The sequence below is a fragment of the Streptococcus sp. FSL R7-0212 genome, from assembly GCF_038007985.1.
GTDB lineage: Bacteria > Bacillota > Bacilli > Lactobacillales > Streptococcaceae > Streptococcus > Streptococcus parauberis.
Map to the genome: position 1 here is coordinate 1,842,471 of NZ_JBBOYF010000001.1, position 24,931 is coordinate 1,867,401.

Sequence of the window (24,931 nt, forward strand, 5' to 3'; positions counted from 1 at the left end):
CTAGCTTTTAAAATTTTGCCATAGCATCTTCAACTTCAGTTAAGCTGATCCCAAAGAGTTCTAGTCTTGACAACAACTGTTTACCGTTACAATAACCAATTCTCAGTGTCTCCCCCAGATATTCTCGACGTTTGCGACTGTCTCCACCCAAGAGCAGTCCAAGTTTAACCAGGTCTTCTTTAGTGATATCAAATTCATTTGGGTCATCATAGGTTTGGGTAACTTTGGACAAGGCTTTTTGTAAGTCTTCAAATGAGGCATGCTCGACACCTAATGAACGCCCTTTTGATTTAGACCCTGGTACGGCTTCATCACGGTTTAAAAAGGCATGGCGAACTGTCGGTACAGCTTGCATGATGATTTTACGAATGCGTTCGCCATTGTAGTCTGGATCGGTGAAGACAATTACGCCGCGCAGCTGATTGAGGCGGTCAATTCTCTCTAGGTCAGCTTCGTTAATTGCTGACCCTCTTGTTTCATAAGTGTCAACTTCATAGAAACGTCGGAGATTAGCAGTATCATCCTTACCTTCTACAACGACGACTTCTTGAATCTTAATTTTTTTAGTCAATGTTAAATATCCTCTTGGCATTAGCTGTCGTTACTGCTGCAACTTCTTCAGAAGTCAGCCCACGTAGCTGGGCAATTTTATCAACCACGTAACGGGTATAGGCTGTATGGTTCTCGCGACCCCGTTTTGGAACCGGCGCAAGATAGGGCGCATCTGTTTCAACCAGCATTTTATCTAGGGGAATGGCTTGCGCAGCCTCTTGAATATCGGTTGCTTTCTTAAAAGTTACTACACCAGAGAATGAAATCAGCATTCCCAGCTCGATAAATTTTTGTGCCATGTCCAAGCTGCCACTGTAAGAATGCATGATGCCTCCGCAAGGTCCTACGCCAACTTCTTTAATCACCTGATAAGTATCTTCCAAGGCATCACGAGTGTGTACAACAAAGGGAAGATTGTAATCTTTTGATAATTGAATTTGACGTTTAAAAACCTCTATTTGGACTTCTTTAGGATCTTCCATCCAATGATAGTCTAAGCCAATTTCACCCAAAGCAATGACTTTTTCATTTTCCAAATTAGCAATTATCATCTCTTCAATGTCTTTCGTATAGGAACCAGCCTCAGTTGGGTGCCAACCAATGGTGGCATACACCTCTGGGTACTTGTTTGCTAAAGCTAAGGCGCCTTCAATTGTCTCTTTGTCAAATCCAACAACATTGTGAGCCGTCACCCCCATTTCCTTAGCCAAGGCTAGCTCTTCATCTTCTTTACCAATGAAATTCTCCACATTCAAATGGGTATGGGTATCAAATATACTGATCATTTCTGGCATCCTTTCATTCATCCTTCCTCTGTTTGTTTCTTGGGAATGGCTGTGCTCTAAAGCAAAGCTCTGTTTTGGGAAGGTTTCTCTCGGCTCTTATTATACCATATCTAGATTGGAATCACTGCGATAGCAATTGAATAAGGCCAGACAGTGTCTGACCTTATTCATAGGAGGATAGAAGACTCAATAGTTCCAGGACATTTTTGGTTTGACAGAGTCGTTCGAGTAAGCGACTGTCTTTTGCAATGTAGTGAATCAGGGAGAATAATTTTTTGAATTCCTTATCTTTGAGTTGGTCTTTGGTAACAGCAATCATAATTACGAGAGAAATTGCTTCACCATGCCAATCAATAGATTGAGGTAAGCTAGCAATTGAAATAATCGACTTTTTAACATAGTTGGGATTGGCATGTGGCAGGGTAATAAATGGTGCAACACGGGTACTCGAAACCCTGTCTCGTGACAAGAGTTCATCAACAAATTGAGCTTCTGTATAGCCATTAGCCACTAAATTGTTTCCTAAAAAGGTTAATATGTCCTCTGGATTTGTCAATTTGAGTTGGGGATAGATTAAAAATGGTTGGGTGAAGCGGGCGATATCAAAATTTTTCTTTTGTTGGCTAGGACTGTTCTCAAGCATATACTTTTCAATCGCTCTTAGGTCTTTATCACTAATCATCGGCGAAATGGGTAAAACAGCTACTTCTGGGTGAGAAAATGGGACTGTTGACAAGATAAAATCAATCCCCGTAAAATCTCTTTGAGGTGAGAATTCTTTATATTGAACTAATTCTTTGACCTGTAATTCTGGTAACTCTCTTTGTAAGCGAGCTTCAATAAAGGTAGCCATTGCTTTAGAGTACTCACTAACTAAGACAACTTGGTAATTTCTGTGCTTACGATATTTTTGTCGTTCAATTGCTGATTGAAAATGAATGGCTAAGTAGGCAATTTCTTCTTGTGGAACAAACTGTTTACGTTGTTTAAAGTAATCATCCAAAGTCAATTGAATTACTAAGAATAATTGGGGAAAGGCTCTAAAGACATCTTCTGTTAAGGGATTGGTAATGGATAAGCCATAATTCAATCTGAAATAGGTCGATGATAGATGAGATAAGAGATTTTTTTTGAGTAGGTCATCTTCTTTTAACTGGTAATTAAACATCTCATCAACTTGGCCAACAAGATAGTCCATTAATTGAGTTGCTTCAGCATCAAAGGTAAATGCTGATCTAACCGACGGAATGGTGCTAGCTATTCTAATAGCTAGATAATTTATTTCGCCTGGAGAGAAATTAATGGGATAAATGGTGGTTAATTTAGCTAAGACTTGGCTACTTAATTCTTGCGCTTTACTATCCTCAACGGCTTCAATTTCGGACTGACTCAGTAAGATATCACGTTCCAATTTCATCCGTTCTAACATAAAATAGATGTGTATTTCAATGTTGGACAAATCACTGACCATGTCAACCTGATTATCAGTTAATACTTCTTTCAAGCAGTCTTGAATGACCTTAAGTCGGTCCTGTTTAAAAAACTCTTTTAAGCTAGGACTTTTTGAGCCTGATTGTTTGATATTAGCTAGGGTCTTGACGAGAAGCCTACGCTTGTCTTGTTCTTTGCCAATGACTTGAATTCCAACACCTGGTTTTGAAAGTAATTGTAAGTGGTACTGTTCAAAATAACTTCTTAGTACCTTAATCTCATCTTGAATGACTTTCCGATTAACAAATAGCTGATTGGCTAAGTCTGTCAGACTTATTTTCTCATCTGGAACCTGTAACATATGGAAAATTAATAAATCTTGTAGTTCTTGATTAATCATTGAGTTAGCCTGATTTTTCAAAAGAATCTGCTGGAACTTTTCTTTATCGTAGGACAATCCTCTGAATAAAATTCCTGTTCCTTTTTTTCGATCAAGGCTAATTGGCAATTTAGTGTCTTGCATCATCAACTGCAGATGATTTAAGTCCTTTTGCAAAGTTCGCTCAGAAACTGCTATTTGTTGACTGAGTTGACTAACAGTCAGATAGCCTTCTGCTCTAATTAAAATTTCTATCAGGTTAAGCTGTCTTGAATTAATCACTTTACTACTCTTTCTATACTTGAAAATCGATATGCTACTATTTTAGCATATCGATTTTGCTTATAAACTATTTAATAATGCTTTGACGTCTTCTTTAGTTGGCGCATCTAGTAAAGACTGACGGAAATCGTTATCCATCAATTTACGAGATAAACGTTGAAGAATTTTTAAATGAACATCATCTTTATTATCAGCTGGAACTGCAATCATAAAAACTAAATGAGCTAGCTCATTATCAAGTGATTGCCAGTCAACACCTGCTGTTGAACGTCCAAATGCTAAGGTTGGTTTCTTAACATAGGTTGATTTAGCATGAGGTATAGCAATTCCCATACCAATACCAGTTGTACTTTCACCTTCACGACCATAAATATCAGCTTCTAGTCCTGCTTGCTCTGTCACATTTCCAGTTGATACAATACGACTTGCAAGATCTGAAATAACTGCTTCTTTACTTGTATTCGGTAAATCTAAAGTAATTGTTTCATCTGATAATAGTTGGGAGATGTCACCGAGAGTTGATTCTGACATGTCTTCGTGTTTTTCTTGGTTGGCTACTGGCTCAGCAGATACAGAGCCTACACCTACTGGAACCACTTGAAGTGTTGGTTTTAAGAAGTGAAGCATGATCACTGTCACTGCAATTCCGACAAGGACAGCAACGAAGAACATTAGGACATGGTCAACGGCTCCGAGTACAGCGACAATTGGGCCCCCGTGCGCAACGTGGTCAGTAACACCTGACAACATGGCAACAACGCTACCGGCCATTGAGCCTACGACGATACTTGGTATAACGCGAATTGGGTCAGTTGTGGCAAATGGAATGGCACCTTCGGTGATACCAAATAGTCCCATTGCAAGTGAGGCTTTACCAGCTTCTCTTTCAGCTTTGTTAAATTTGTTTTTTAGAACTATTGAGGCAACACCTAGCGATAATGGTGGGATACAGATAGCTACAGCAATTGGACCCATAATTTTATAATTACCATCTGCAATTAAGCCTGAACCAAAGAGGAAAGCAACTTTGTTGAATGGACCACCCATATCAAAGGCAATCATCGCACCTAGAATCATTGCTAAAATAACTTGACTACCACCTTGCATGCCTGCAAGGAAGCTTGTTAACGATTTAAAGAGCCAAGCTACTGGTCCGCCAATGACATAAATGAATAAGAAACCAACAATAAAAGTTGATAAAATTGGTATAACAATGATTGGCATAATTGATTGAATAGTTTTGGGTACTGGCCATTTTTTAATCCAAAGAGCTACAAAACCAGCTAGGAAACCAGTAATAATCCCACCAATAAAGCCAGCATTAGCAGTTCCACCATATAAAGAGGCATTAGCAGCTAACATCCCACCAACAAAGCCAGGAACTAAACCGGGACGGTCGGCAATACTATGTGCAATAAAAGCTGATAAAACTGGAACCATCAAGCCCATTGCTGCGCCACCAAGTGTTAATAAAGTCGCCCAGAAAGTACCTGGAGGAACTTGCAAACCACTTGCTGTAGGTTTGCCACCAAGTGAAAGAGCAACGGCAATCATCAACCCTCCAGTTACAACAAATGGTACCATATAAGATACACCATTCATTAAACTTTTGTAGACTTTCTTACCAAGTTTTTCTTCTTTTTCTTCTTGAACTTCCAATTCTGCACCAGTTGCTACATAGGCTTTTGCATCCTTATTAAGAATTTTTTCAATCAATTCTTTACTATGATGGATGCCATCTTGGACCCCACGTTCAACCAATAATTTACCAGCAAAACGTGACTTGTCAACATTAGTATCCGCCGCAATGATTACACCTTCGGCTTCAGCAATGTCAGCAGCAGTCAATTCATTTTCACGACCAATTGAGCCATGTGTTTCAACCTTAAGTTCCACACCAAGTTCTCTACCTGCCTTTTCCAAATTTTCCGCCGCCATGTAAGTGTGGGCAATCCCCACCGGACAAGACGTAATAGCAACAATCTTTTTCATCTGTTTCTCCTTTTATGAGATATTCATTACTATTTAAGTATAGCAAAGCCTTTACATGAAGTTAAGAGGAAACAAGTTCCGTTATAACGGAACTTTTTGACATAAGTGGACTATAAACACATATAAATTCTAATAAATTTGATATAAGCTGTAAGAATTACTAAAACGGTTACTTTTTATGATATGATTATTTTAGACTTTTAAATTCCATAAAAAGGAGCATGCTTATGACTAAAAAACTACAAATAAAAGCCAAGATTGAAGATGCTTTCTCGCAAATGACACCTCTTGAGATGAGTATTGGTCACTTTTTTATTGATAATGATTTGGACGATGCACACATTTCATCGCGTCTGATTGTTCAACGTCTGCATGTCTCACAAGCCGCTCTGACCCGTTTCGCCAAGAAATGTGGCTACTCGGGCTATCGGTCCTTTACCTTTGACTATCTCCAAGCAATCCAAGCTTCCGAATCAACATTCCAAGACATCAACCGCGACGTCACTAAACGCGTTCTGGTCGACTATGACACCCTCATTAATAAGACCTATAGTTTGGTCGATGAGGAAAAATTGCAGAGCTTGGCCGAACAAGTTGACCAGGCTGAACGGATTTATTTCTATGGGAAGGGTTCCTCTGCCTTAGTGGCTCAAGAAATGAAGCTGCGCTTTATGCGTCTTGGTATCATCTGTGATGCCTACTCTGACACCGATGGATTCACTTGGGCCAATAGCTTGGTCAATAAGAACTGTCTAGTGATTGGTTTTTCTTTATCAGGAAATACCACCTCAGTTATCAAAGCTTTGGAAAAAGCAGCTGCTAATGGCGCCAAAACAACCCTCATTACCACGCGCAATCAGAAGTACTTTTCTGATCAGTTAGACATTATCAACGTCTCTTCGACCCATCAGCTCAACTATGGCAATCGGGTTTCACCGCAGTTCCCCTTGTTGATTATGATGGACATCATCTACGCTTATGTGCTGGAAATCGATCGAGATAAAAAAGAGCACATCTTTGAAAAAACAATCATCAATTAAAAAACTCCCAAAATCAAATTTTGAGAGTTTTTTTGTTTAGGAGGAATGTTAGTTGGTAATTATTCTTCACGATTTAATAATTGGTTTATTTCTTGACTATAGAGAATAGCTTTACCACCATAGATAGCCTGTATGCCATTTTTAACATCAAGGACAGCTGTAGCTCCAATTGATTTCAAAGTTTCTTTATCAACTTTACTACTGTCTGCTAAAGAGACTCGTAATCTTGTGGCACAAGCAGTCACATCTTCAATATTACTATCACCACCTAGGGCTTTAATAATTAATAAAGAAAGATCACGTAAATTACTTGATTTGCCTTGTTCATTAACTTGGTTATCAGAATTTGTTTCAGTTGTCATTTCCATCCCTGGAACCAGAACATGAAATTTACTTACACAGAATCTAAAAACAAAGTAATAAATAAGGAACCAAATAATACCAACAGGAATAACTAGCATCCAATTTGTATGCGAATTACCTTGCAAAACGCCAAAGATCAGAAAGTCAATCAAACCTCCAGAGAAGGAATTACCAATCCGAATCTGAAGTAAATCAGCAACTAGGAATGAACAACCATCTAAGAAAGCATGCACAATATATAACCAAGGGGCAACAAACAAGAAAGCAAATTCAATTGGTTCAGTAATCCCTGTTAACAAGGAAGTTAAAGCACTACTTGAATAAAAACTACCTACTTTTTTACGGTTGATTTTTGGAATTGAATGGTACATAGCAAGACAGGCTGCTGGTAAACCAAACATCATTGTTGCAAAACGTCCTGCAAAGAAACGTGTCCCATAAGTAAAGAGACCAGTATGATGAGAATCAGCTAGTTGAGCAAAGAAGATATTTTGAGCTCCAACAACTGTCTTCCCAGCAACCTCTTCACTACCACCTAATGAGGTATACCAAAACATGGGATAAATGGTATGGTGAAGTCCAACTGCTCCAGTTAAACGTAGAAAGAATCCATATAAAAATGTTCCAAAACTGCCCATAACAGCAATTTTTTCTCCTAGAACAACAAGTCCATTTTGAACTGGTGGCCAAATAATATAGAAGATTGCTCCAATTGCAATTGCTGTAAAAGAAGAAATAATTGGGATAAAACGAGAGCCTCCAAAGAAACCTAAGAAGGCTGGCAATTCAATTTTTCGATATTTATTATGTAAACTTGCAACTACTAGACCGATCACCAATGCACCCAAAACTCCTGTGTCAATTTTAGCATCTTTTGCTGAATATAAAGTTAAAAACCCACTAATCGTTGCAGTGAAAACTAAGTAAGCAACTCCACCAGAAAGTCCAGCTGTTCCTTTGTCAGCATCAGCTAGCCCAACGGCAACACCAATAGCAAAAATTAAAGCAATATTAGCAAAGACTGCATTCCCAGCAGTGCTCATTATAGTGAAAATTGCTTGTAACCATGGTTGGTCTAAAACAGGAAACTGAGCAATTGCGTTGGCATTAGAAAGTGCACCACCAATTCCTAACAATAAACCTGCCACAGGTAAGATTGAAATTGGTAACATAAATGCTTGACCTAATTTAGAAAATTTTTTAAAATCCATATCATTAATCTCCTTTTCTCACTGCTTCAATAAACCGTTCAGCGATTTCTTTTGGCCGAGTGATGGCGCCTCCAACAACAATACCAAAGACGCCTAAATCCTTGATGGCTTTGGCTTGTTCAGGATAATGAACCTTCCCTTCAGCAATCACGTCAATGCCAGCTTGGCACAATTGATCAATCAGCTCTAAGTCAGGTCCATCGGATTGCCGACTATAACTAGTGTAGCCTGAAAGGGTCGTTCCAACAAAATCAACACCGGCCTCATAAGCTTCTTTTCCTTCCTCGAAAGTCGAAACATCAGCCATCAGTAGTTGATTGGGGTACTTGTCTTTGACTTGCTGAATGAATTCACGGATGGTCAAACCATCATAGCGGGGACGCTTGGTACAATCTAGCGCGATGACTGCAATCTCAAGCTCAGCCAGCTGGTCAACCTCGGCCATGGTCGCTGTGATAAAGGGCTCTTGAGGTGGATACTCTTTCTTAATAATTCCGATGATTGGCAAAGCCGTCACAGCTTGTATCTCTTTAATGTCACGAACGGAGTTAGCTCGAATCCCAACAGCTCCCGCTTCCTCTGCAGCCTTGGCCATCAGGGGCATAATGCCACCACTGTCAGAATACAAGGGTTCTCCTGGCAGAGCCTGACAAGAGACGATGATGCCATCTTTGAAGGCAATTCGCAAATCTTCTTTACTTGTTTGATGTAACATGTGTCATCCTTTCTTTTGCTTTGTTTCTTTCTTAACAATCTTCATTATATCAACTATAAAATCGTTTTCAATAGGTTGTAGCCATTTAGAATTGACTTTCAAAAGCAGCAAAAATTGGCAGCTTTTCTTAAAACTAGTTTCAGAGCATACAAAAAAACCAAGAGTCTCGAGCACTCTTGGTTTTATTTGTTTGTATTCGTATCAATTGCAATTAAGCTGATAATACTTTGCGTCCTTTACGACGACGGCTCGCAAGCACGCGACGTCCGTTTTTAGTTGCCATACGGTGACGGAATCCGTGTTTACGTTGACGACGGATTTTACTTGGTTGATAAGTACGTTTCACAGTGAATACCTCCTCATAGATTTTCGTATTCGTTTAGCCGGCTATTTTTGTGATATCAGTTACTAAACATACCTTAATATTCTATAACATATAGGGTGGCTTGTCAAGATAAATTTAAAATATCTCGAGTAGTTCCTCTTTTTCAACGATCTTATAAGATCATTGAAAAAATCCTCCCATTGGAAGACTTTTTCTGTGCTAAATAAATTCTATTGTTTCTTCACACGCTTTTCTTTCAACTTTTTATTAATTGTATTGCTTGTACTATAGTTGAGATAGAAAACGATGGCCCAGATAATTAGATAAATAATGAGAAACTGGATGAAAAAACCAAGATATTGATTAGGGTTCAACCAACCATTGTAAATATTCATTAAGTAAACCAGACTACTGATACTAATTAAATGAATCAAACTTTTATATAGAAAGGGGAGTTTTTCTATATCATAAATCAGTGATGCTAATCCCATAAAGCCACTGATAAATAAACAAGAGACAATGTTTGAAATAGTTTGCGAATTTACATCACTAAAGAGTAGTGATAAGGAATAAATAATCCCTCCAATACCAATCCCATAGATATAAGTATTTATTATTTTTTTCATGATTTTTCCTCCTAAAGTCCCAGACTTTTTTCTAATTCTTTGACGTAGCGACGACTAATAATCACTTTATTTTTTTGACTTAAAATAGCAAGCATATTTCCAGAGAAAGAAGCTTCCAATCGGATTAAATGATTAATATTAATCAGACTTTGCTTTGAAACCTGGATAAAATTACTGCTTGGCAATTTCTCCTTCAGTTTATATAAGCGTTCCCTCGTATGATATTGCCCTTGGCTCGTCATGATATCTAAGTAATCACCGTCAACTTCTACAGCAATAATTTCAGTTAATTTAAGCAGTTGAATACTATCTTCTATTTTAACTGCTAAAACATCAGCTTTCATAGCTTTAAATCCTTGTAAATAATCCACTAGGGCAGCCACTTCTTGATCATAACTTTCTTTAGCAATGACAAGTTCAATCTCTTCTTTATTAGGATTTTCCTTAAACAACCATTTCATTTTGATACCTCATGCTTTATTTCTTTACTTGTATCATATCAGAAATGATATGGCTTGTAAGCAGAAACTTGGTATCAGGTAAGATTATGAGGATAAGTGGTCTCAATCAGTTAATTTATTCTTTCTTTTAAGCATCAAGATGATGGCTAAAATAAGTAACTGCCCTGCAATAATTGCTAAAACAATCTGATAATCCTGGACTTTCGTTGTTAACTTATCCCACTCCAAGCCAATACCCATGAACTTGCTGAAATGAATTCCCGCTTGACCAAAGCTCTCAACTTTAGCATCCAGCAAGATGTGACGGAACAATGATGCAACATATGCACCAGGTACAAATTTGACTAATTGCTGTGCTGAATCTGGTAGGACACCTATTGGCATATAAACCCCAACCAAGAAACCGGAAGCCGTTCCAACCAAGGTTGAGAGGCTACTTTCGAGGGACATTTTGTTGACAAATTGCAGAACAGTGGTCGCAAACAGAGAACCTTGAAGACTAGAGAGTAAGGCAACCTGTAAGAGTTGAGGAATCAATTTTGTCGATATGACCAATCCGTCTTCCTGCTTGAAGTAGAAAGCCATGACCAACCCAACTAAAATTTGCATTATGAAACTGATGAGGCTGGCGCTGAGGATATAACCCAGTGTGATACTTAACGGACTAACATCTGTTAGAATCAAATCCTGCCAAACATGACGTTCTTTATCTGAGACGATCCGAGAAAGGGCAGCCCAACTGGTTGTAATGCCTGTTACAGTAAGTACACCCCCCATAATCCAGAGATCTAAGATTTTTTCAGGTTTGGGCATACTATCTTTCCAACTGATAACTAAGTTGTTTTGGAGAAATAGAATGTAAAGAACGAAGGCTAGTAAGGCCCCAAGTAAGGAGAAGAAGACTCCTACTTTACTACTAAAATATAATTTCAAGTGACGCTCAATTGTTGCTTTCATGCTTGGATTTCCTTTCCTGTCAGAGTTAAGAATGCTTCGTTCAAAGTGCCTTCTTGGAAACTGAAGCTACTAATTTCTTTTTGGTATTGATTGAGTAGGGTGATAACTTCTTGTGTTTTTAAACCTTCTATAAAGTAACGGCCCGGTTCTAGCTCTATAAATTCTTGCTCAGGCATTGCTTCAGCGCTAGTCATTTCCAAAATCAATTGCGATTTGGCATAGTCCGCAATTAATTGACTAGGTTTGCCACTAGCTAAGATGTTTCCATTGTCAATAACATAAACTTTGTCAGCTGTTTCCGCTTCTTCCAAATAGTGAGTTGTTAAAAAGATAGTTAAACCTTCTTCTTTTTGTAAAGTATTAAATAAATACCAGATCAATTCACGGCTTTGAATATCCAATCCTGTTGTTGGCTCATCTAAGAAAAGGATATCAGGCTTATTAATTAATGCTCGAACAATGTCAACCCGTCTTTTTTGACCACCTGAGAGACTTTGATATTTTTGCTTTAGGATTGGTTGAATCTTGGTGATCTCAATCAAATGCTTAAGCCAGTCCTTATCTGCTGCTTTGTACATATGCAATCTATTTTTTAGGTTGGCAGCGACACTCAATTCACCATCAAGGACACTATCCTGAAAGACCATCCCCATTTTAAGGTGTTTATCTCTAATGACTTGTCCTGAATCTAAAGCCAACAAACCTGATAAGATATTGATAGTCGTTGACTTGCCTGCACCATTGGTTCCTAAGTAAGCAACCATTGACCCTTTTTCAATTTCCAGATCTAAACCTTTTAAGACTTGTTTTTTGCCATACGATTTGATAATATTTCTTGCTGTAATTAACATCTTTCGTCCTCCTTGGTACAAACTAATCTTACCAAGGAAAAGACTACCTGTGACAACTTTTATGCTTAGTGGTAAAAAAAGGACGCTAAGAGGTGAAATCGTAGTTGGAATAGATTTGCTGAGAATCCCATGCACAGCTGAGCAATCTTTTTCTAAAGTTCCAATTTTAAAAAGTGCCCTTGTCATAATTGCCTCATCTTGTTAGAATAGACTAATGAACAAGAAATTATTACCGACCGAAACTGGTTACACATTAACATTAACATATGACATTAAGGGTCATATCGACGACTTCTGGAGCTTATTAGCCACTACTTCTGGTTTGCAGAAATGGTTCCCAGAATTGACTCGGCAAGAGAATAGCTTGCGCTTCTTAGCCGGCCAGTCTGATGTCAGCTTAGCTATTCTCAAAGAAGAAAAAGCCTCAGCTTTCGCTTTTGACTGGTTTGGTGCCACAATCACATTTATAATCAGTAAGAATGACACAATGAACTGCCATCAAATTTCCTTTACAGAAGAAATACCAAGCACATTTGAACATGCTTCAAGAGATTTAGCCGGTTGGTATAACCAAAACCATCGTTTAATGATTTATGCCAACACAGGTCACTTACCTAATATGATGGCCCTTTACCAAGACTCACAAGATTGGATTAATAACCAACTACGCAAAAAAAGATAAGCTCATTAGCTTATCTTTTTTACTAGAAATAGAATATAGATTCATACATAAGAAATCTAACTATCGGAGCTTTAAATGATTAAAACTCGAGAAAAAGAATTAAAAAAGAGAACAGATGAAATCTGTCTTCTTTTTTTAATTTTCTAAACTGACAACGACGTAGCGGTTTGGATCGTTTCCTTCTGAATAACTTGTTACGCCTTCGATTGTAGAAATTGTTTTGTGGACAATTTTACGTTCACTGTTACTCATTGGGTCCATAGTATAGTCTTCTTCACTTTCCAGAACACGATTGGCCACTTTTTGTGTGAAGTCAATCAAAGTTTCTGTGCGGTGTTCAACGTAATCATGGACATTCAAATTAACAGCAAAATTTTTTGAATAATGATCATGTAGAAAGTTTTGAGCTAATAATTGTAATGATTTCAAGACTTTTCCATGGTAACCGATTACACGTCCTGCTTCTTGTGTCTCAACTTGAATGTTGATTTGACGACGATTATAACTTGTCTCTAGACTAGCCTCGATATCCATTTCATAGATAATCTTTTTAACATAGTCAGTCACATCTGCTGAAGCTTTTTCAATATCTTTACTGATTGTATCCTCAGTAAATTCTTGAGCTACAAATTCTTCAAATGACTGTTCTTTTGTTGGTTCTTCACTAACTGCTGATTCAGAAATCTTTTCTTCAACGACTGCTTCTTTTTGAACTGGTTTACTTGGGTTGACAACTGGTGCATTCTGACGGTTAATTTCGTCGGGCACGCCACTGACAGCTTTTTTATCAGCCTTGTAGACTGTCCTCTCGTTAATCCCTTCAATATCAACCTGTGCTAACTTTTTACCAAAACCTAAAAAGCCTTTTTTTTCTTTTGAAATAACTTTAATATGGGCTTTTTGGCGTAGCAATTGCAATTCTTGAAGCCCCTTTTGGATTGCTTCTTCAACAGTTTTACCTGTATACACTACCATAATTAACTCCTATTTCTTTTGTCTACGCGCTTTTTTACGGGCACGTCGTTCTTTACTTTGTAATAGTTTTTCTGCTTCCGCCTCACGTCTACGCTCTTCAAGAATCTTGAATGGATTATTTAAAAGCAAGAGTTGGAAGACTTGGAAAGCATTGGACACAGTCCAATATAAGACAACCCCACTAGCCAAGCTAATTCCCATGAAGAAAATCATTAAGGGCATTGCATAGGTCATCATTGTCATCACCATGTTCTTTTCCTTAGCGGCAAGGTTAGTTAACCATGTTGATAAGAACGTGAACAAAGCGGCCAGAATTGGCAAAATAAAATAAGGATCTGCTTTTGCTAATTCAATCCATAAGAAGGAACCTTCTCTTAAAAAAGGAACACGTGACAAGGCTTGGAATAAAGCAATCATCACTGGCATTTGAATTAATAGTGGGAAAATACTAGCATAGGGATTAACACCGTTACGCTTATAGAGAGCCTGACTTTCCTCAGCTAAGGCCATGCGGCTTTCTGTGTCTTTCCCAGCATACTTAGTTTGCAACTCTTTTAATTCAGGTTGCAAATCTTGCATGCGCTGACTTGATTTAATTTGAATATTAAATAAAGGCATCAGCAAAATTCTGATAATTAGGGTGAAAAGAATAATCCCTACACCAATACTACCATTAAAGGATAGCCATTGGATGGACTTTCCAAAAAAATAAACCAATTGGTCCCATCCATTAGATGAGTTGGCTGAGACATTACCTCTTCCACAAGCAGCTAATAATAGTGCTAAGGGAACGAGACTTGCAATTTTAATCTGTTTCTTCACTTTCAAAACCTTCCTCGAGCAAATGTGCTAGTTTTAAGACATGTTTTAGATTTTGTCTAACTTCCTGATACTCTAACTCTTCTACGCCTTTGCGGGCAATGATGACAAAATCGGTTGGCTTCAGACTTTCTGAAAATTCCATGATGACATGTCGTATTTTTCTTTTAACAGCATTTCGTGTTACCGCATTACCTAGGCGTTTGCCTACTGATATACCTAAACGAAAATGGTTTTGGTCTTCTTTTTCATTTAAAAAATAAATGACAAATTTACGATTTGCCGTACTTTCTCCACCATCAAAAATGGCTTGAAAATCTTTCTCACGCTTGACACGATAGGATTTCTTCAAAATTTAACTCCAACTATCTATATTATTACTATTATACCATAAAAGTGAAAAAAGCCTCAACCTATAGAGATTAAAGCTTTCATACTAATTTTCAAGTTCACTTAGAGCTTTTTTAATTTGTTCTGTCACTTGACTAAATGCTGTTCCACCTAAAGACGTTCGACGAGCGACAGCTTGTTTGGAGCTTAGTTTGTCGTAGATGTCTTCTTCTATAACTTCCGATATCTTTTTATAATCATCAAGAGTTATATCCTGCAGGTAGTAACCACCTTTTGTAGCCTCTAAAACTAGTTTCCCAACTATCTCATGGGCTTTTCTGAATGGAACTCCCTTAGACGCCAAATAGTCTGCTAGCTCAGTCGCATTTGAGAAGTCCTTCTGCGTGGCGCTAGCCATTTTTTCCTTATTAACCGTCATCGTTGACAACATCCCAGCCAGGATATCCACGGCCACCGTAATTGTCTCTGCCGTATCAAACATGCCTTCTTTATCTTCTTGTAAGTCTTTATTGTAGGCCAATGGCAGAGCCTTCATGACAGTCAACAGGGAGAAGAGATTGCCATAAACCCGTCCTGTTTTCCCCCGAATTAGCTCTGCCATGTCGGGATTTTTCTTCTGAGGCATAATTGAAGAACCCGTAGAAAAAGTATCGGAAAGGGTGATAAACTGATATTCAAATGAGGACCAGTTAATAAGCTCTTCACATAAACGACTCATATGCATCATCAAAAGGCTAGAATTAGATAAAAATTCTAAAATGAAATCACGATCTGAGACAGCGTCTAGAGAATTACTGTAGATTTTCGAGAAGCCCATCAAATCAGCTGATAGTTCTCTTTCGATTGGAAAAGTTGTGCCTGCTAGAGCAGCCGCTCCTAATGGAGATAGATCTGTATGTTCCATATTAAAGGCAAACCGTTGACTATCTCTGGTAAACATTTGATAGTAAGCCATTAAGTGATGCCCAAACGATATTGGTTGGGCATGTTGCAAGTGCGTATAACCTGGCATAATGGTTTCCACATACTCTTGGGCAAGTTGCACCAATACTTGTCTTAGCTTCTTCAATTTGTCGTCCACTTGTTTTAACATATCTACTAAGTACAGATGCATATCTGTGGCTACTTGGTCATTACGTGAGCGAGCAGTATGCAATTTGCCCGCAACTGGTCCAATTTTCTCAGTCAGTAAACTCTCAATATTCATATGAATATCTTCGTTACTAATATCAAAAGTAAGTTGGCCAGATTCAAATTCTTTTAATAAGGCTTTTAGACCTTCTTTTATTTGACTTGCTTCATCTGAAGATATAATATCTGTTTGTCCCAACATGGTAACATGTGCAATAGATGCCTTAATATCAAAAAGTGCTAATTTTTGATCAAAAGAAATTGAAGCTCCAAAGGTCTCAACCCACTTCTCCAGGCCAGCTTCAAAACGTCCACCCCATAATTTATTATTGTTTGTCATTATTACCTCTATTTTTGTATGAAAATAATAAGCATTGCCTTATTCTTTATTATTAATTTGGTTCACTTGTGCATTCACTTGAGTTGGTAAGCCCCATAATTTAATAAAGCCAATTGCCGCATCTTGATCAAAGCTATCCGCAGCTGTATAAGTAGCCAAGTTTTCATCATATAATGAATTTGAAGATTGACGAGCCACAACCTGCGCTGAACCTTTATATAGTTTGACTTTAGCTATACCATTAACATTTTTTTGTGTTTGTTTAATATAAGCTTTGATAGCATCAGTTGCTGGATTAAACCAGAGACCATTATAAATAAGGTTGGAAATTTCATTTTCCAGAATTGGTTTAAAGTGAGATAATTCGCGAACCAAGGTAATATCTTCAATTTCTTTATGTGCCGTCAGCAAAGTAATCGCTCCGGGGCACTCATATATTTCACGAGACTTAATACCGACCAAACGATTCTCAACATGATCAATACGACCAACGCCATGAGCACCAGCTATTTTATTTAATTCTAAAATTAAGTTGGCCAAAGGCATATCTTGCCCATTAATAGCAATTGGTTTACCTGCTTTAAAGGTAATATCAACAAATTCCGGCTCGTTTGGTGCCTTTTCAGGAGAAGTTGTAATGCCAAAGGCTTCCTCAGGAGCTTGATTCCATGGATTCTCGAGAACACCACATTCATTAGCACGGCCCCATAGATTTTGATCGATTGAATAGGGACTGTCTAAATCAGCAGGAACCGGTACACCATTTTCTTTTGCGAAATTAATTTCTTCCTCACGCGACCATTTCCATTCCCTCACCGGAGCAATAACTTTAATATCCGGGTCAAGTGCAGCAATAGCTACCTCAAAACGAACTTGGTCGTTGCCTTTTCCAGTACAACCATGAGCAATTAAACTTGCATTTGTTTGATGGGCAATCTCTACTAACTTCTGAGAAATCAATGGACGACTTAAGGCTGAAATAAGAGGATATTTTTGTTCGTAAAAAGCATGTGCTTGCAATGCTGGCAATACAAACTCTTCTGCAAATTGATCTTTAACATCAATCACAAAGGATTCGACAGCACCAACCATTAAGGCCTTATCATGGATAAAGTCTAAGTCTTTTCCTTCACCAACATCCATACAAACAGCAACAACATCATATTTTTCTTTTAACCAAGCAATGGCAACAGAAGTATCCAAACCACCTGAATAAGCTAAAATTAGTTTTTCTTTAGACATAGCATTTCTCTTTTCTAAATAATATTAGTGTTTATACTAATGTATATTTATTTAAATGTCAATAGTTTTTGGTATTTTTATTCTAAAAAATCATAAATATGTCCTTGTAACCGTATTATTATTTCATTTACCATTTTTATACGTCAGCTTAGTGAATATTTTTACGCGAAATAATGTATTGTTATACAAATATAGGCAAAAAAAAACTCGGATGGGAGGCACTGCACCCAATAAATGAGACACAAGAAAAACACTCCTGTAGAATTCTAGTAAAATAGAATCAGGAGTGTTTTATTATGGTCAAAAAAGCTTACTCGTTAGAAACCAAATTAGCCTGTATTGAAATGAAGAAATCAGGTAAGCCCGAAAAAGTTATTATGGATAGACTTGGTATTAAAAATAAAAGCCAGATATATACATGGTGGCGCTGGTATCAAAAAGGAGAAACGTATCGTTTTCATCAACCTGTAGGTAAGCAATATACTTACGGTCAAGGAATGGAACAGTTATCAGAAGTTGAGCAATTAAAACTACAAGTTGAACTTTTAAAAAAGTATCAAAGCTTGATGAGAAAATCGATAAAGTAACACTCATCAAGCTTGTTGATTACTACAGATATCAGTATCCATTAGGTTTTATTCTGGACTGTTTTAAGGTCTCACGCTCAACCTATTATCGGTGGAAATCTAATATCAAGCCTCCTATTCATGATAGTCTTATCGAAAAAGTTGAAGAGCTCTGCTTAAAATATAAGTTTATATATGGTTATAGAACCATTACAAGTCTTCTAAAGAAAGAGTTTGGGATTAATGCCAATGTAAAGAAAGTCTATCGTATCATGAAGAGCAGAGGGTGGCTATGTCGCACTAGAATAAAGAAGTCCCCTAAATTAGGTAGGCCATACTACGTCACAGACAATAAGCTAGACCGTGACTTTAAGGCAACCAGACCATTACAAAAACTAGTTACAGATATTACTTATCTCAACTTTGGAAAAACTACCTTATACTTGTCATCTATTATGGACCTTTATAATCGTGAAATTGTGGCCTATACTATTTCAGATACACAGGACAATGATCTTGTACTTGATACCCTTAATCAACTTGATTTAGAATCAGGAGTCCTATTACACAGTGATCAAGGATCTGTCTATACATCACATGCTTACTATCTCGCTTGTATTGAAAAAGGCATTACCCGCTCAATGTCTCGAAAAGGGACACCTGCAGATAACGCCTGTATTGAATGGTTTCACTCCGCTTTAAAGACTGAAACCTTTTATCTCCAAGATAGGAGAAAACACAACAAAGTTAGTATAACAAATATTGTTAAAAATTACATAACATTTTATAATGAAACTAGAATTCAACGTCATTTAAAAAACCAATCTCCTGTTCAATTCAGAAAATTGGTTTCATAAGAGTGTTTTTCTTCTGTCCCACTATTGGGGTGCAGTGCCGGATTCCGAGTTTTTTTACTGATGTAAAAATCAGTCAATATGTTATCCAAACAAAGACAACTGAATTAATCATTAGTTTCAGAAGAGTCAGATCAAAAATACTATTTGTTTATGGAGAGAGAGAGAAAACAATATTTTGATTGAATTGGGGATTGACTCTTATAAACTAGTGACGTTAAGTCTTTATTTACATTATTTATTATAGCCAATATTTCTCAATGTGCATGACTTTTTCCTGAAATGTTGATTTTTCATCCTAAAATGTTATTTTTTTGTATTTTTAGTGTAATTCTTGCCATTTTTCAATTAAACTTTTCATTTTGAGTCGTGAGACCATAACATCATCACCATTTTCAAAATAGACTAATTGATTAAATTTATCAATTCGAACAACATTATCAAGATTAATCAAGTAAGAACGGTGACAGAGAAATAACTCTGGTGCTACTTCTTGAATTTCAGATAATTTACCATAAAACTCGAGTCGTTCTGTTTGTGTCCACAAACAAACTTTATGGGGTGTTGTTGAAGTTGCAAAGTAAAGGATATCCTTTAGTGGCATTTTTAGTCTAGTTTGAGGTGTCTCAAAAATAAAGAGATCTTCTGGTTCGTTTTTTGACATCATCTCATTCGTGTAAAAAATACATTCTTGTATTTGTTCCTTAAATTGCTTAGTATCAACCGACTTATCAATAAAATCAAGTGCTGACACTTTATATTTATAGGAAATTGGAGCAAACTCTGAATGAGTCGTCACAAAAACAATAACTGCATTTGGATCTTTTTGACGAATTTCAGTTGCTAATTCCAAGCCCTTGCGTGATTCTCCTTGAATTTCGATATCAAGGAAAAAAATCTGATGGTCACCTTTTTCTAGGATGGCATCATACAGCTTTTGGGGATTTGAAAAAACTTCCATAAATTTGCAGCTTATATTATTTTCTTTGAGGATACTTTCAATTGCTGATTCTATTCGAGTTTGCTGGATAAAATCATCTTCTAATATAAAAATGTTCATTACTATAGTCTCATTTCTAAGATTTGTCGGAAGCGATAATGATTGCTTCTTGTTGAAAAAGTTGAGGCTGGATAGTCATTTAGAATAGCTACAAAGCGTGATAAACTCTTTTGGTAACTTTCCATATCAGTTGATTCACTAGTATTATATAATTTTGACATATCAACAATTTTATTTTTACTAGCGTTTTCAATAATTAAAAATTGTTGGTCCCCTTCTTCAAACGTTGCAATTGAAATAAAGGGGCGCAAACTACCTTTAGCTGTTTCAATAGCATTATCTAATAAAATTGAAATCAATACAACTAAATCTAGTAATTTAATGTGATAAGAATTAATTTTATCTGGAATTTCTAAATAGACTTCCATTCCTAGATGGTGTGCTTCGTAGATTTTAGCATTTAATAAACTTCGTACAACACCTTCTTCAATATTTTCTAAATCTTGATAGCCTGAAGATAGATCCAAGAATTGACGAGCAGATTGTTGAACCACTGTATGATAAACTCTTTCAATTTCTTCCTTACTACCTTTATCAATACTATCTTTTAAACTTATTAAAATATTTTCAGAGTCATGTTTTATCGTTCTGATTTCTTGATAGAGGCCCTCAATATAATTATTGTAGTTCTCTAAATTGTTGATTCTTTCTTGCTGAGCCAGCTTTAATCTTTGATGAAGCTGTTGTTTTGCAAAGCGATCCAGTTGCATAATAAACCAGATAAGGACTATCATGTATACTAAAGTAATGTGTGTACGGTAGGTTTGGAAAACCTCTGGTAAAATTCCTAGTTCTTTAGGAATGAAATTGACGATAATCAAGTATGAAAACATGATGAGATTCATTCCAACTACAAATTTTGAAAATCGTTCATTATTAATATGTTTAATTAATGTGATATCTACATTGAAAAGATATGATACTAGGCTAAAGACGGGTAAAATTGCTAAATAAACAACCACTTTTATCCAGAGTTGGGCATTAATTTCAGATAAGGTTATTGAAAATAAAATTGGCATAACTAACAAGGCCATGAGCCTAAATATGATCTCACATAAAATAATCGAAAATAAACCATAAAAAATATGATGTGACCATTTTTTATCTTTTCCGCAAAAATATGAAAGAGCTATAAAAAATAATTGATTGAAAAGTATACTATTATTGAAAGTAACATTTAAAACTAAAAACATTATGTATGTTAAAGCTAGTTCCCACCAAGATTTGGAAATGCCCGATACTATCGAAAAGAAAAACCAAACATCAAAAAAAATCAAACTATATAAAACAAGGGTTGGTAATAATTGTTGCATTTAAACATCCCCATTCTCTGGCAGTGTAAGCACGTGACTAAACAAATAGGCTGAGCTTTTTGTAGCTAAAATCACTAGCGGATATTTCTCCAAGATCTTTTCAACATTGGCCAAACCGATTCCACGTCCTTGTCCTTTAGTTGAAAAACCATCACCAAAGATAGTCGTAATATCTACTTTCTCTTCCAAAGTGCTATTTTCAATAACGAAGTATTGCTTTTCATCCATCGTGAAATAGGCGATGGATATTGTTTTTCTTTTGGATAATTGCGCTGCTTCAATGGCATTATCAAAAAAGACAGAAATTAATAGAAGAAAGTCTAATTCTGAAATATTGGAATGCGTGATATAATCTGGAATTTCTAAGGATACTTCAAGACCTTTATCCTCAGCTTCAATAATTTTTGCTGAGAGTAAACTCTTTACAGAAGAAATCGAGATAGCTCCCAATTTAGAGATGTTATAATGCTTCTGATCCCAATAATGATTAGCCTTCTCAACAATCTGATAATAAACAGACTTGACATGATCTAGGTCATTTTCTTTTAAAGCATAGCCTAGTTTATTTAATCGGGCTAAATAATTTGCTTGAAATTCTTTGCCATCTCTATATAAGGAATCTAAGTGATGGCCGTAAGCCTCTAAATTTTGAATATACTCCTCTTGTTCTTTTTTTAAGTCTTCTTCCATATATTCCTTTGATTTATAATTAAAATATGACAACATATAAAGAAATAATAAAGTAAAAGTAAAGAACAAGATTTTATAAGAAGGTTCAACCTTCATAGGATGTTTATAGTAGATAAAAGGATCCACAATTCCCAATACCAAGAAAATATCAACATAATAAGCCACCATGAAAATGATGAAGATATTATAGAAATTTTTTGCCCGATCGGTATTTTCCATTCGAAAAATATGCCTATAATCATTACCTGACGTTAAGTCAAGTTTTTAGAGTAACAAACGTAGAATTTTAATCTATTTATTTTAAGCACTTACCTTTTCAAATTGATTAGGTGTAAGATACCCTAAACTTTGATGGATTCGTTTTGAATTATAAAAGGCTTCGATGTACCAGAAAATACTCTGATAGGCTTCTTCAAAGTTCTTATATTTAAATTGATACACCCACTCTCTTTTTAAATGTCCATGCCAAGATTCAAGACTGGCATTATGATAAGGGTATCCCCTTCGACTGAAAGAGTGAGTCATCCCATAATACTTAAGCAACTCTTCATACTCTAGACTCGTATACTGGCTTCCTTGGTCAGAATGAAGAATAACAGCTTCTGGATAGTCTTGTGAGTTAATGGCCTTATTTAAAGTTCTTTGCACTAATTCTACAGTCATTCGCTTGCCCAAATCCCAAGCAATGACTTTTTTAGTATAACGATCCATAATGGTTGAGAGATAAGCCCATCCTTGTTGAGTAGGAATATAAGTAATGTCGGTTGACCAAACCTTATTTTTCTTTGTAGGTTCAGTCTGTATGAGATTTTTTCGATTGATGTGATCACTTAGTGAGTATCCAGGCTTAAATTTCTTAATGACTGCAGACTTGAGTTGAAGTTGCTTCATTAGCTTCTGTACCAGTTTTAACCCGACTTTTTCCCCTTGTTTAAGTAGAAGATGATGAATTTTAGGAGCACCATAGATTCCTCGGTTAGCATTGAAGAGTTGAGAAATTTTGAGTGACAGGTATTGTCTCCTTAATTGAGTTTTAGATGGATGTCGGTTAATCCGTTCATAATAACTTGATTCAGGAACATCAAGGAGTTGACAGCTTAGTCTGACATTGAGTGCTAAAGTTTGTATGGTTTGAGCCATATCCGCAGCACTCACTTCTTTTTCTCGGCGAATATGGTCAATACTTTTTTTAAGATGTCTCGTTCTTCCTTAACTTTAGCCAGTTGTCTTTTTAATTCTAGAAAATCAGCTTTAGAGACGGAGCTTTCATTAGATGTAGAGTAGAGGTCTATCCATTTATAAATTGTTGCAGGGGCCACGTCGTATTCTTTAGACAGCTGGGTGACGGATTGACCAGAATGATAGAAGGCGATAAGGGTTTCTTTAAATTCTTTTGAGTAGCGTTTTTGCATGTTTTTGTCCTTTGTCTAAATTATACAATAGTGACTCTAAGATTTAAGGATAACATCACCCTTCGTATCATTTGATAGTCAATATGAAGTAAGTAGTGAACTAAATAATAAAATGGAAAAACCAAGATATAAGTCACAAAGAGATAGCGGTAATCACTAGATATAGTGTCCGTACTAACTTGAAAAATAGTCGGTAGTATAACATAGCCAAGTGTACGAGATAATAGTTCCACAGTAGTTACAGCATAGAAACTATAAAAAACATGATGGATTATTGGTGAATTTCTTTTAGTGAAAAAAGAAAAAACAATGAGATAAACTGGATCAATCATAATTGTAAAAAAGTCTAAGACATAAGTACAAAGCGACCCTATGACAAAATAAGATAGAACAGGTAAAACTGTAACTTTCCGATTAGTAATTCTTTGAAAAACAAATAAGTAGGCTGATAAGACTAAAATGTATACTAAAAATGAACGAATCAATTCCATCTTATTTACCCCCAATCTTTTCTAGCGGTTCTATAATTACTTGCTGAACAATCACACGATCAAACTGTTTGACCCGGTAAGTAAGCTTATCATATTTTGCTAGCAAACTTATAAATGTATTCCGGACTTGTTCGATTTGATCCAGAACTTCCTTACGCTCTGGACAAATAATTTTTCAGCTCCAGTTTCTATTACTAAATTAATACCTTCACTTTGTGTCAAATCATAACGAACCTTAATTAAAACTTCTTGCGTGTCTTGAACAAGGTTAATAGCTAAATCACTGACAGCAGATAATAGGACCATATCATCTGCACTATCTAGAAAAGGAACATCTAAACTTCCAGAAATATCAATTTGAGTGTCTATTCCAATTTGCCTTGCTTTATAAACTTTTAAAGCTAAAAGTAACCTTAAGTTGAAGTCTTTTACTTTTGAAAATTCATTTAAGCGCAAAGATAAATCATCATCCATAATTTTTTCAACTTTATTTAAAATTTGAGTATAGATTGTTTGAATTGTTTCAAAATCTCCACTATCAATACTTCCAGATAAACTAATTATGATATTGTCATAGTCATGTCTAAATGAGCGAATATTTTTATAGAGTTTTTCTAAATACCGATTATAATCTTCCAAGAGTCTTAAGTGATTCTCTTCTTCTTCGCGAATCCGATTTTTACTCGTTTGGATAAAGTAATTATTTAAAAAAGAAAGCAAATACAAGAAAATAAAAAACGCAATAATAATTATTAGTTTTTTAAAGCTATGAATATCTTGGAAAAAATTAAGATGACTATATATTAAGATATAATAAATGATAAAAGTGACTTCCGTAAAAATGACAAAACGGTTAAAAACTCTTGTATTAAATCTAATAAATTTAAAGTCGTCTATGGAGAAGACTTTGGACGAAAAGTTCAAAACTGGCATAACTAAAAGATAAGCTAAAATCAAATAATAGTAATTTGAAACTGTCTCAGACATACTCGAATTGCTAAGGAAAGGTATGACAAAAAAGAGCATAACCTTGGA

The 24,931-nt window shown here is 36.1% G+C and carries 25 protein-coding genes; 3 read left to right on the forward strand and 22 right to left on the reverse strand.

Features of this window, described 5'->3' with window-relative positions; translation table 11 throughout:
- Positions 1-7 precede the first annotated feature (7 nt).
- The 4 genes from rnmV to MKY69_RS09310 all read right to left on the reverse strand — a co-directional run bounded on the left by rnmV (position 8) and on the right by MKY69_RS09310 (position 5,421).
- On the reverse strand, positions 8-592 hold the full coding sequence (gene rnmV / locus MKY69_RS09295; protein WP_003105878.1) for a ribonuclease M5: 585 nt from the start codon (positions 590-592) through the stop codon (positions 8-10).
- A complete protein-coding gene (locus tag MKY69_RS09300) occupies positions 564-1,337 on the reverse strand; it encodes a TatD family hydrolase (protein ID WP_003107739.1) in 774 nt (257 codons plus the stop codon). The genes rnmV and MKY69_RS09300 overlap by 29 nt, the downstream gene beginning before the upstream one ends.
- Positions 1,338-1,500: 163 nt before the next feature.
- Positions 1,501-3,429, reverse strand: coding sequence for a BglG family transcription antiterminator (locus tag MKY69_RS09305; protein WP_003103531.1), 1,929 nt, complete (start codon positions 3,427-3,429; stop codon positions 1,501-1,503).
- Positions 3,430-3,489: 60 nt separating this feature from the next.
- Positions 3,490-5,421 (reverse strand): PTS fructose transporter subunit IIABC, encoded by a 1,932-nt coding sequence (locus MKY69_RS09310; protein WP_013794456.1) that lies wholly within the window; start codon positions 5,419-5,421, stop codon positions 3,490-3,492.
- Positions 5,422-5,648: 227 nt separating this feature from the next.
- Between MKY69_RS09310 and MKY69_RS09315 the strand changes: the two genes are divergently transcribed.
- Positions 5,649-6,461: a MurR/RpiR family transcriptional regulator gene (locus tag MKY69_RS09315; protein ID WP_340791633.1), complete on the forward strand. Its 813-nt coding sequence runs from the start codon at positions 5,649-5,651 to the stop codon at positions 6,459-6,461.
- A gap of 59 nt (positions 6,462-6,520) precedes the next feature.
- Here MKY69_RS09315 and MKY69_RS09320 read toward each other — a convergent pair whose 3' ends face one another.
- The 7 genes from MKY69_RS09320 to MKY69_RS09350 form a co-directional block, all read right to left on the reverse strand.
- Positions 6,521-8,035, reverse strand: coding sequence for a PTS transporter subunit EIIC (locus MKY69_RS09320; RefSeq protein WP_100083714.1), 1,515 nt, complete (start codon positions 8,033-8,035; stop codon positions 6,521-6,523).
- Between the two features lie 4 nt (positions 8,036-8,039).
- A complete protein-coding gene (locus MKY69_RS09325; protein WP_076751653.1) occupies positions 8,040-8,750 on the reverse strand; it encodes an N-acetylmannosamine-6-phosphate 2-epimerase in 711 nt (236 codons plus the stop codon).
- A 211-nt stretch (positions 8,751-8,961) separates the two neighbouring features.
- Entirely contained in the window at positions 8,962-9,096 is a 135-nt protein-coding gene (rpmH, locus tag MKY69_RS09330; protein WP_003102296.1) for a 50S ribosomal protein L34, read from the reverse strand.
- 209 nt (positions 9,097-9,305) lie between these two features.
- Positions 9,306-9,701 carry a DUF3021 domain-containing protein gene (locus tag MKY69_RS09335; RefSeq protein ID WP_003107750.1) on the reverse strand — a complete coding sequence of 132 codons (396 nt, stop codon included), beginning with the start codon at positions 9,699-9,701 and terminating at the stop codon, positions 9,306-9,308.
- An 11-nt stretch (positions 9,702-9,712) separates the two neighbouring features.
- The gene (locus tag MKY69_RS09340) at positions 9,713-10,162 is read right to left on the reverse strand and encodes a LytTR family DNA-binding domain-containing protein (protein WP_003102885.1); all 450 of its coding nucleotides are present in this window, start codon (positions 10,160-10,162) and stop codon (positions 9,713-9,715) included.
- A 102-nt stretch (positions 10,163-10,264) separates the two neighbouring features.
- Positions 10,265-11,119, reverse strand: coding sequence for an ABC transporter permease (locus MKY69_RS09345; RefSeq protein WP_003107752.1), 855 nt, complete (start codon positions 11,117-11,119; stop codon positions 10,265-10,267).
- Entirely contained in the window at positions 11,116-11,970 is an 855-nt protein-coding gene (locus MKY69_RS09350; protein WP_003103907.1) for an ABC transporter ATP-binding protein, read from the reverse strand. Before MKY69_RS09350 ends, MKY69_RS09345 begins: the two co-directional genes overlap by 4 nt.
- A 214-nt stretch (positions 11,971-12,184) precedes the next feature.
- Between MKY69_RS09350 and MKY69_RS09355 the strand changes: the two genes are divergently transcribed.
- The gene (locus tag MKY69_RS09355) at positions 12,185-12,652 is read left to right on the forward strand and encodes a hypothetical protein (RefSeq protein ID WP_071519102.1); all 468 of its coding nucleotides are present in this window, start codon (positions 12,185-12,187) and stop codon (positions 12,650-12,652) included.
- Between the two features lie 135 nt (positions 12,653-12,787).
- On the opposite strand, the gene jag is transcribed toward MKY69_RS09355, so the two are convergent.
- The 5 genes from jag to MKY69_RS09380 all read right to left on the reverse strand — a co-directional run bounded on the left by jag (position 12,788) and on the right by MKY69_RS09380 (position 17,510).
- Entirely contained in the window at positions 12,788-13,627 is an 840-nt protein-coding gene (jag, locus tag MKY69_RS09360) for an RNA-binding cell elongation regulator Jag/EloR (RefSeq protein WP_340791652.1), read from the reverse strand.
- Between the two features lie 9 nt (positions 13,628-13,636).
- The gene (locus tag MKY69_RS09365; RefSeq protein ID WP_003105313.1) at positions 13,637-14,449 is read right to left on the reverse strand and encodes a YidC/Oxa1 family membrane protein insertase; all 813 of its coding nucleotides are present in this window, start codon (positions 14,447-14,449) and stop codon (positions 13,637-13,639) included.
- Positions 14,433-14,798 carry a ribonuclease P protein component gene (rnpA, locus tag MKY69_RS09370; RefSeq protein ID WP_003106032.1) on the reverse strand — a complete coding sequence of 122 codons (366 nt, stop codon included), beginning with the start codon at positions 14,796-14,798 and terminating at the stop codon, positions 14,433-14,435. Before rnpA ends, MKY69_RS09365 begins: the two co-directional genes overlap by 17 nt.
- Positions 14,799-14,882: 84 nt before the next feature.
- Positions 14,883-16,268 (reverse strand): argininosuccinate lyase, encoded by a 1,386-nt coding sequence (gene argH, locus MKY69_RS09375; RefSeq protein ID WP_071519100.1) that lies wholly within the window; start codon positions 16,266-16,268, stop codon positions 14,883-14,885.
- Between the two features lie 39 nt (positions 16,269-16,307).
- A complete protein-coding gene (locus MKY69_RS09380) occupies positions 16,308-17,510 on the reverse strand; it encodes an argininosuccinate synthase (protein WP_003107761.1) in 1,203 nt (400 codons plus the stop codon).
- A 296-nt stretch (positions 17,511-17,806) separates the two neighbouring features.
- On the opposite strand from MKY69_RS09380, the gene MKY69_RS09385 reads away from it, so the two are divergent.
- Positions 17,807-18,933, forward strand: a protein-coding gene (locus MKY69_RS09385; protein ID WP_233847614.1) for an IS3 family transposase whose coding sequence is annotated in 2 segments (ribosomal slippage) — positions 17,807-18,077 and positions 18,077-18,933 — 1,128 coding nt in all. Because the reading frame shifts where the segments join, the coding sequence is not laid out codon by codon here.
- A gap of 319 nt (positions 18,934-19,252) precedes the next feature.
- On the opposite strand, the gene MKY69_RS09390 is transcribed toward MKY69_RS09385, so the two are convergent.
- The 6 genes from MKY69_RS09390 to MKY69_RS09415 form a co-directional block, all read right to left on the reverse strand.
- Positions 19,253-19,990 carry a response regulator transcription factor gene (locus tag MKY69_RS09390; protein ID WP_003107762.1) on the reverse strand — a complete coding sequence of 246 codons (738 nt, stop codon included), beginning with the start codon at positions 19,988-19,990 and terminating at the stop codon, positions 19,253-19,255.
- Positions 19,991-19,992: 2 nt separating this feature from the next.
- Positions 19,993-21,303: a GHKL domain-containing protein gene (locus MKY69_RS09395; RefSeq protein WP_071519098.1), complete on the reverse strand. Its 1,311-nt coding sequence runs from the start codon at positions 21,301-21,303 to the stop codon at positions 19,993-19,995.
- Positions 21,304-22,212: a GHKL domain-containing protein gene (locus MKY69_RS09400; RefSeq protein WP_340791659.1), complete on the reverse strand. Its 909-nt coding sequence runs from the start codon at positions 22,210-22,212 to the stop codon at positions 21,304-21,306.
- An 81-nt stretch (positions 22,213-22,293) separates the two neighbouring features.
- Positions 22,294-23,405 (reverse strand): IS3-like element IS981 family transposase gene (locus MKY69_RS09405; protein ID WP_340790963.1). Its coding sequence is split into 2 segments (ribosomal slippage): positions 22,294-23,189 and positions 23,189-23,405, totalling 1,113 coding nucleotides; the frame shifts between segments, so codons are not numbered across the junction.
- A gap of 20 nt (positions 23,406-23,425) precedes the next feature.
- Positions 23,426-23,896 (reverse strand): hypothetical protein, encoded by a 471-nt coding sequence (locus MKY69_RS09410; RefSeq protein ID WP_340791662.1) that lies wholly within the window; start codon positions 23,894-23,896, stop codon positions 23,426-23,428.
- A gap of 108 nt (positions 23,897-24,004) precedes the next feature.
- Positions 24,005-24,883, reverse strand: a complete 879-nt coding sequence (locus MKY69_RS09415) for a hypothetical protein (RefSeq protein WP_340791663.1) — start codon at positions 24,881-24,883, stop codon at positions 24,005-24,007.
- Positions 24,884-24,931 lie beyond the last annotated feature (48 nt).